The 7,131-nt window shown below is 44.2% G+C and carries 7 protein-coding genes; all 7 read left to right on the top strand.

Features of this window, described 5'->3' with window-relative positions; translation table 11 throughout:
• Nucleotides 1-421 precede the first annotated feature (421 nt).
• The 7 genes from K2I50_RS07425 to K2I50_RS07395 all read left to right on the top strand — a co-directional run bounded on the left by K2I50_RS07425 (nt 422) and on the right by K2I50_RS07395 (nt 6,897).
• Nucleotides 422-955 carry a helix-turn-helix domain-containing protein gene (locus K2I50_RS07425; protein WP_301025703.1) on the top strand — a complete coding sequence of 178 codons (534 nt, stop codon included), beginning with the start codon at nt 422-424 and terminating at the stop codon, nt 953-955.
• Nucleotides 942-1,625 carry a hypothetical protein gene (locus tag K2I50_RS07420; RefSeq protein ID WP_301025701.1) on the top strand — a complete coding sequence of 228 codons (684 nt, stop codon included), beginning with the start codon at nt 942-944 and terminating at the stop codon, nt 1,623-1,625. The genes K2I50_RS07425 and K2I50_RS07420 overlap by 14 nt, the downstream gene beginning before the upstream one ends.
• Entirely contained in the window at nt 1,622-2,386 is a 765-nt protein-coding gene (locus K2I50_RS07415) for a metallophosphoesterase (protein ID WP_301025699.1), read from the top strand. Before K2I50_RS07420 ends, K2I50_RS07415 begins: the two co-directional genes overlap by 4 nt.
• Before the next feature lie 707 nt (nt 2,387-3,093).
• The gene (locus K2I50_RS07410; RefSeq protein WP_301025697.1) at nt 3,094-3,636 is read left to right on the top strand and encodes a GNAT family N-acetyltransferase; all 543 of its coding nucleotides are present in this window, start codon (nt 3,094-3,096) and stop codon (nt 3,634-3,636) included.
• 595 nt (nt 3,637-4,231) lie between these two features.
• Nucleotides 4,232-4,615: a GNAT family N-acetyltransferase gene (locus K2I50_RS07405; protein ID WP_301025695.1), complete on the top strand. Its 384-nt coding sequence runs from the start codon at nt 4,232-4,234 to the stop codon at nt 4,613-4,615.
• Between the two features lie 11 nt (nt 4,616-4,626).
• On the top strand, nt 4,627-5,481 hold the full coding sequence (locus tag K2I50_RS07400) for a GNAT family N-acetyltransferase (protein ID WP_301025693.1): 855 nt from the start codon (nt 4,627-4,629) through the stop codon (nt 5,479-5,481).
• 117 nt (nt 5,482-5,598) lie between these two features.
• Nucleotides 5,599-6,897 carry a peptidase associated/transthyretin-like domain-containing protein gene (locus K2I50_RS07395; protein WP_301025691.1) on the top strand — a complete coding sequence of 433 codons (1,299 nt, stop codon included), beginning with the start codon at nt 5,599-5,601 and terminating at the stop codon, nt 6,895-6,897.
• Nucleotides 6,898-7,131 lie beyond the last annotated feature (234 nt).

Here is a 7,131-nt window from a genome sequence, read left to right as displayed (position 1 = left end):
CTCCATCATCACAAGACAAAAATCACTCAGAGATATGCGACCCCAGCGTTAACAAATATTGGGGAACGGGGTCTAATTTTGCTTATACGATGAGACACTGAAAAGTCAGGGTCGCGGAGTCAGAATCCGATATAGGATTATTTGTCACCAAATCGTTTCAAAAGAAATTTGTTTAAAGCCAACTGTCTGATATAGGCATATTTGGAGTGTAAGGAACAAGTCCCCCCAACTCCACATTTTGTACTACCGAACTAAATCGGACTTAACGAGACAAACCTCGGACTATCAGATAGTTCCGAGGTTTTTGTTTAATCTTTTCGATTCAGGGCTGAAATCCTACCAAGAAAATCACGAATGATTTGTTCAATCCGATATTTCCTACTAAATTTGCAATTCGCGAATTGCAAATAAACGGATATAAATGACTAAATCACATAATGGTATGCGTCCTCAGGACATAGTAATTCTATTAAAGAAGGTTACTTTAGCAGGACGAGGCATGACAAATGCCCAAATTGCGAAAGAACTCGGGATAAGCGCATCAGAGGTGTCCGAGGCGCTGGAGCGTTGTCGCATTGCCCGTCTGATTGACAATCTAAAACAGAGGGTGAACATTCTTGCTCTAAAAGAATTTTTGATCCACGGGCTGAAATACGTATTTCCGGTTCAGCCGCAGTCGAAAGTCAGGGGAATTGCTACCGCAATTTCCGCTCCGCCGATGAATGAGAAAATCCTTTCAGAAAAGGATGTATATGTCTGGCCTGATGCAAAGGGAAATGTTCGTGGAGAAGCGATTACTCCGCTTTATCGGACTGTTCCGGAGGCTGTAAGGATTGACCCGATGCTACACAGTCTTTTGGCCATTGCCGACGTTTTTCGGATAGGACGGACGAGAGAAGTAGAACTCGCGAAAGTAGAACTGGACGCAATTCTTTCCACCTATGATGTCAAGTAATCTCAACCGACTTAAAGTCATAGCCGAAGGACTTGGAGAGCTGCGTAATGACGTTGTCTTTGTCGGTGGCTCAGTCGCCGAACTGTATGCCGATGACCCGGCGGCAACTGATATTCGCCCGACTATGGATGTGGACTGTGTCATAGAACTTGCTACATACGGCAGTCTGCAAGAATTTGAGGGTCTGTTGCGCAAGCATGGATTTGAGAATGACATTGAATCCGGTGTAATATGCCGATGGAAATATAATGGCGAGACTGTGGATATTATGCCTGACAGGGACAGTATTCTTGGATTCACCAACCAATGGTACCAACCGGGGTTCCGGCATCGTATTATCTATGAATTGCCTGACGGTATTGCGGTCTATATATTACCGCCGCTTTACTATCTCGCTACTAAGATAGAGGCTATAAGAGGTCGTGGCGGCGACGATCTGAGGTTCTCGCACGACTTTGAAGATTTCATTTATGTACTGAATAACTGTCAGGATATAACGTCTCTATTCGACGATGAAGATAACATTGATCTTGCCGAATACATTTCCTCATGGGCTTCAGAAATACTAAACCGTCAGAATTGCCGCGAAGAGATAGAATGTATGCTTCCTTATGGCGACTATGACCGCGTTGACTATATAATCGAGATTTTAACTCACTTCAAGCGATGAAAATCCAATACGCATCAGACCTGCATCTTGAATTTGGTGCAAATTCGGCAATTCTCAGGGAACATCCGATGATTCCAGTCGGCGATGTTCTTGTGCTTGCCGGCGACATAGGATATTTAGGGAATGAGGCTATGACAAAACATCCTTTCTGGGATTGGGCATCTGACAACTTTCAGCAGGTTGTTGCAATTCCCGGAAACCATGAACTTTATAGACACTTCAATATAAATGAGCTGACCGAGGGGTGGGAATTGAAACTCAGGGACAATGTACGATATGTTTACAACAAGGTTATTCATCTGAATGATACAACGGATTTGATAGCGTCAACCTTGTGGTCTGAAATATCACCTGAGAACGGATATATTACTCAACGCAATGTGAGCGACTTCCACATGATAAGGGACGGCGAAAATTCACTGACTTGGGAGCGCTTTAACGAGGAACATAAGAAGTGCAGGGCATTTATTGAAAATGCCCTCAGAGAAAGCCTGGCGGATAGAATTATCGTCGCCACTCACCACGTACCGTCATTTGCTTTGATGGATCATGAGTTTAACGGCAGTCCCATAAATGGAGCTTTTACTTCGGAGTTGGGTGACTTCATTGCCTACAGCAGAATCAACTATTGGATTTACGGCCATTCACATCGTAACATAACAAAGCAGATAGGGAACACGCAATGTGTGTGCAACCAGTTGGGTTATGTCAGAGCATTGGAACATCTCTATTTCAAGAAGGATGCAGTCATAGAGTTGTAAAAAGAATGTCGTTTGCAATTCTTTGCGGAACAAAGCGCTAAAGCGATGACGCGAATTGCAAATATTTCGTCCTCGCTCCTTGACCTTACCTTGTTTAACAGATAGATATAAAAGAGTTAAAAAGAACCCTTGGACTTGCGCAGACGGCAATTAAATTTGCATATGGCTTGTATACTTGCTGAGGCAAGCAAAGACTGGAAACAATCTGATTTGGATATTTGCTACAATCGAGTTGCAGCGAGCTAAAGGTTCAGGTACTACCAAGGCACTAAGGAATTTTAGATTTGCTATCTACTTGATATAAGTATATTTGGAGCTGGAGGTTACAAGTTCCTCCAGCTCCACTTGTAACCTCGGACTGAAATCAGTCCAAACAAGACTTATCGGCCTTTGGCCGCTTTGTTTACAAAGAAACCTCGGACTATCAGATAGTTCCGAGTTTTTTTTATATCTAATAGATTTAGGACAACATGTCGGACATTTTGGCAGGTTAGACATTTTGTGTTAGGGAATCGCCATACACACCTCGAAACAGTTGGAATACGATGTCCGGACGGTGACAGCGTCCTTCCCCAAAAACACATTCCTGTCATAACCATAGTAACCAATCGCAATTATCCCGAGGCTCCTGAGGTTATAGTAAATCATATATAGCAGCGGCTGTCCTACAACATCGGGCTATCAACAAAAATCACTAATTTTGTGATATGGAAACCATATATATTGAAACTGAACGACTGACTCTGCGCTCATGGAAAGTTGCAGACATGGAGCCTTTTGCCGAAATGAACGGCAATAACAATGTAATGAAATATTTTCCGAATACATTGTCGACAGAGGAATCAAACGCCTTTGTTAAGCGGATTAATACCGAATTTGAAGAAAGCGGATTTGGATTGTATGCCGTCGAAATTAAGCAGACCAATGAATTCATCGGATATGTCGGTTTTCATCGCATCATGTTTGATGTGCCTTTCTCTCACAACTGGGAAATAGGTTGGCGAATATCCGATAAATTCTGGCATAACGGATATGCCACAGAAGCAGCAATAGCCTGCATAAACTATGCCCGTGAAAAAAATTTGTGCGATAAACTATATTCCTTCACAGCCGTTCCAAATATTCCTTCAGAGAATGTCATGAAGCGCATCGGCATGACCTTTGAAGGTTTATTCATGCACCCGGCGTTAGCCGATGGTCATTGGCTGAAGGAACATAAACTATATTCAATATCCTTACAGACTGTTTAATAACAAATATTACCGCCCTGTGTCAGTCAATCATCGAGCAAATTTCCAATTATAATCAGGGAGTTATGGTGTGCCATAACTCCCTCCTCGTAAAGAACAGTTGGTCAAACTCGACAATGACCCGTTCAATACCACAAGATCATGTATCGACGAGACTTTATCGATTTAGAGCTTGTTTAATAATAAATGTTACCGTCAGGGCGGTCATTCGCCGAGCAGATTTTCGCATGTGATGAGGGAGTTATGGGGTTCCATAACGACCGAAGAGCAGGCGGAAATATGCCGGCGAATGACCGACGGGAGGTAATTTGTTTCATATCGTTGATATTTTCACATTTGTTTCAAAAATCAGCAAGAGATTGAGTGATTATAAGATTACCGGTTGTCTCGTATATCTTGGCCGCTTTTCGCCCTGTTCCTCAGTCGTGTACATAAAGTACATTCCTTCGTCACATGTCGAAAATCGTCTCAAGCTATACGACCCTGGCGGCAACATTTATTATTAAACAAGCTCTTAATTTCAATCAGAAACCAGCCCGAGTATCTTGAAAAAGCAATCCGTTATTTTCAAGACAAATGGGCCACACCCGAATCTATGGGAGTATACGACAATTGTCTACGCAATTGCATCAATGCAGATAATCCATTACCCCAATGGTATCTCCTGCTCGACGGTGAAGATATAATAGGCTGTGCGGGCTTAATCACAAACGATTTCAACTCTCGCATGGATTTATACCCGTGGTTGGCGGCATTGTATATCGAAGAATCTCACAGAGGGCACAATCTCGGAAACCGTCTAATTGAAAAAGCCAAAGATGATGCCGCTCGCATGGGATTCAAGACATTAAACCTATGCACTGATCATATCGGCTATTATGAAAAGTTTGGATTCTCCTACATAGGCGATTGCTACCATCCATGGGGCGAAACTACAAGAATTTATCAGATTGACATCCACTATCAAACAGGTTGTTAAGAAGCATCAGAATGGATATACACAATTTAGACCATATCGATTTCGACACACTCTTCCATGGCTTTGAAAATGCATTCTCTGATTATGAGATTCATTTCGACAAGGAAGAGGTGCGCTCCATGCTCACAAGACGAGGATATAACCCCCGACTCTCATTCGCGGCTTTTGACGAAAATAGGATTGTCGCCTTCACATTCAACGGAATCGGCATGTTCAACGGCATCCCTACCGCCTACGACATAGCCACCGGCACAGCAAAAGACTACCGCCGACAGGGCATAGCCGGAAAAATATTCAACTATTCCATGCCATTTCTGAAAGAAGAGGGTATAAAGCAATATCTCCTCGAAGTGTTGCAGAGCAATGATAAAGCCATATCCGCATATCGTCAGATGCAGTTTGATACGTCACGCGAATTTGACTGTTTCCGACAAAACATATCCGAAATACGCAATCTCGATACATACGCACGGGATACCGACATCCTGCTCAAACCGATTGACACTGATGCTGTCCGTGATGCCCGGTCATTCTGTGACTTTCCCCCGTCGTGGCAAAACAGTATCGAGTCAATCGAAAGAGGCCGCTCGGGTCTCACATGCATAGGCGCTTTTCATGCCGGCAGATTGGTCGGATATAGCGTGTCTGACAGCAAAACGGGAGATTTGACACAGATATCTGTCCTCAAAGAATACCGCCGTAAAGGCATAGCCACGCAATTGCTGCGGGAAACGGTAGCACTTGCAACCACCGGCTTTATTAAAGTTCTTAACATTCCATCTGCCGACCACACACTCCACCGCTTCCTCGCCGACAAGAATATTGGTCTGATAAACCGACAGTTTGAAATGGTTCGGTCCTTTTGACAGTCATATTATGGACTACTCGCTACATTTATAAAAATTTAGCATCAAAAACGACTGAAAACAGTTCGGATTATCTAATTTTGTGCTGCTCACACTTTCGAACAGATATATCCAATTATGTCGCGCATAATACTCCTGCCACTCTCGCTTGTACTTTCCGCCTTGAATATCGCAGGAAAAAATGCAGTCGTGGCCGACTCATTATCACACATGCCATTGCCCAACGCATCGGTATTCGACCGCCATGGAAAAACTATAGGCATCTGCAATGCATCAGGCGAGATACCCACAGCACGCCCGGCCGACTACCCTATCACCATACGCCATATTGGATTTGCCGAAAAGAAAGTACCGAAACATTCCGTCGACACAATCTTCCTTCAGGAAAACACGATAGAACTGCCTGAAGTGATTGTCGAGTCCGGACAATACAAAGTCATCCACATGCTGGCCTACGTGCGTGAATATTCCACACTCTCCACCTACACCGACACAGTGTTCATGTTCCGTGAAAAAATGGTCGATTATATGCTCCCTCCTGCAACTAAAAGCAAAATAAAGGGATGGCGCAAACCTCGTATACTGTCGGCAAAATCCTATTACCGATTTACCGACGGCGAGGGACTCGACAGCGTCAGCGACCGCTGCGGCCATCATTTCTCCTGGACCGACTGGATAGGAATCATGCCGGAAATACAGATGCCCGAAAAACTCCATCATACGGAAATCGTCGCCGACACCCTCCACGGCAAATATACTCCGGCTGAAATATGGTTGAAAAAACTCAGCAAAGTCAACGTCGACATCAATGTCATCGCCGATAAAGGCGCCCGTAAATGGGTGCCCGGTCTATCATCATTCTTTATGGGCGATATCGACTTCGAGCGGTTCAACATCCGTGCCAATTACACAAATATAACAGGAAACTCAGTATCACCGGCCGACCTCACCTCTTATTCATTCAATATTGAATCAAACGGCCGAGGCCGAGGCATGTTCATGTTCAACCAGTCCGACCAACCACTCTTCGTCACCACCTATGCCGAAATATACATTATTGAAAAAGAATATATCACACCCTCAGAAGCAAAAAAGTGGGAACGATTCTGCCCCCGACCCGATGAAATTGAGATTTACGAACCCTCCGAGGCTCCACCTCTGGACTCATCGACACTAATGCTCATCGACCGCGTACACTCCATCGACCGCGACGCAATCCGGATGGCTGTAGCTCCTGACCACCGGTTGGGACACGAAAAAATAAAACTGAATGCCGGACAGCAAATTCTCAAGCGGCTCAAAGGAATATTTGGTATCGACCACATCAATGCGAAAAGAAAATGGAAACATCAATGGACCGATTTTCGCAAAGATAGAATGCGACACAACAACAGCAATCAACCGCAGAAGGAATAATCCCACGAAAGCCGCGACTGCACCCGACTTCATAGAGCTTGTTTAATCATAAACAAGCTCTTGACGCCGGCGTGCCACAAGGTAATAACCGATGATTGCAACCGATGTCGCAATTTCCGAACAGGCAAGAGCAAGCCAGATGCCGTTATTGCCCAACATAATCGGCAACAATATAAACGACGGCACAAGAAACACAACACCCCTGAGCAATGCAAATAAAATCGACGGCACCAC

It is taken from the genome of Muribaculum sp. (assembly GCF_029051885.1).
Taxonomy (GTDB): domain Bacteria; phylum Bacteroidota; class Bacteroidia; order Bacteroidales; family Muribaculaceae; genus Muribaculum.
The sequence above is the reverse complement of the archived record's forward strand: the minus strand, read 5'-3'. Positions and strand labels throughout refer to the sequence as shown.

Coding starts and splice junctions, on each gene's coding strand:
- K2I50_RS07425 (WP_301025703.1), top strand. CDS start 422: ATGACTAAATCACATAATGGTATGCGTCCTCAGGACATAGTAATTCTA.
- K2I50_RS07420 (WP_301025701.1), top strand. CDS start 942: ATGATGTCAAGTAATCTCAACCGACTTAAAGTCATAGCCGAAGGACTT.
- K2I50_RS07415 (WP_301025699.1), top strand. CDS start 1,622: ATGAAAATCCAATACGCATCAGACCTGCATCTTGAATTTGGTGCAAAT.
- K2I50_RS07410 (WP_301025697.1), top strand. CDS start 3,094: ATGGAAACCATATATATTGAAACTGAACGACTGACTCTGCGCTCATGG.
- K2I50_RS07405 (WP_301025695.1), top strand. CDS start 4,232: ATGGGAGTATACGACAATTGTCTACGCAATTGCATCAATGCAGATAAT.
- K2I50_RS07400 (WP_301025693.1), top strand. CDS start 4,627: ATGGATATACACAATTTAGACCATATCGATTTCGACACACTCTTCCAT.
- K2I50_RS07395 (WP_301025691.1), top strand. CDS start 5,599: ATGTCGCGCATAATACTCCTGCCACTCTCGCTTGTACTTTCCGCCTTG.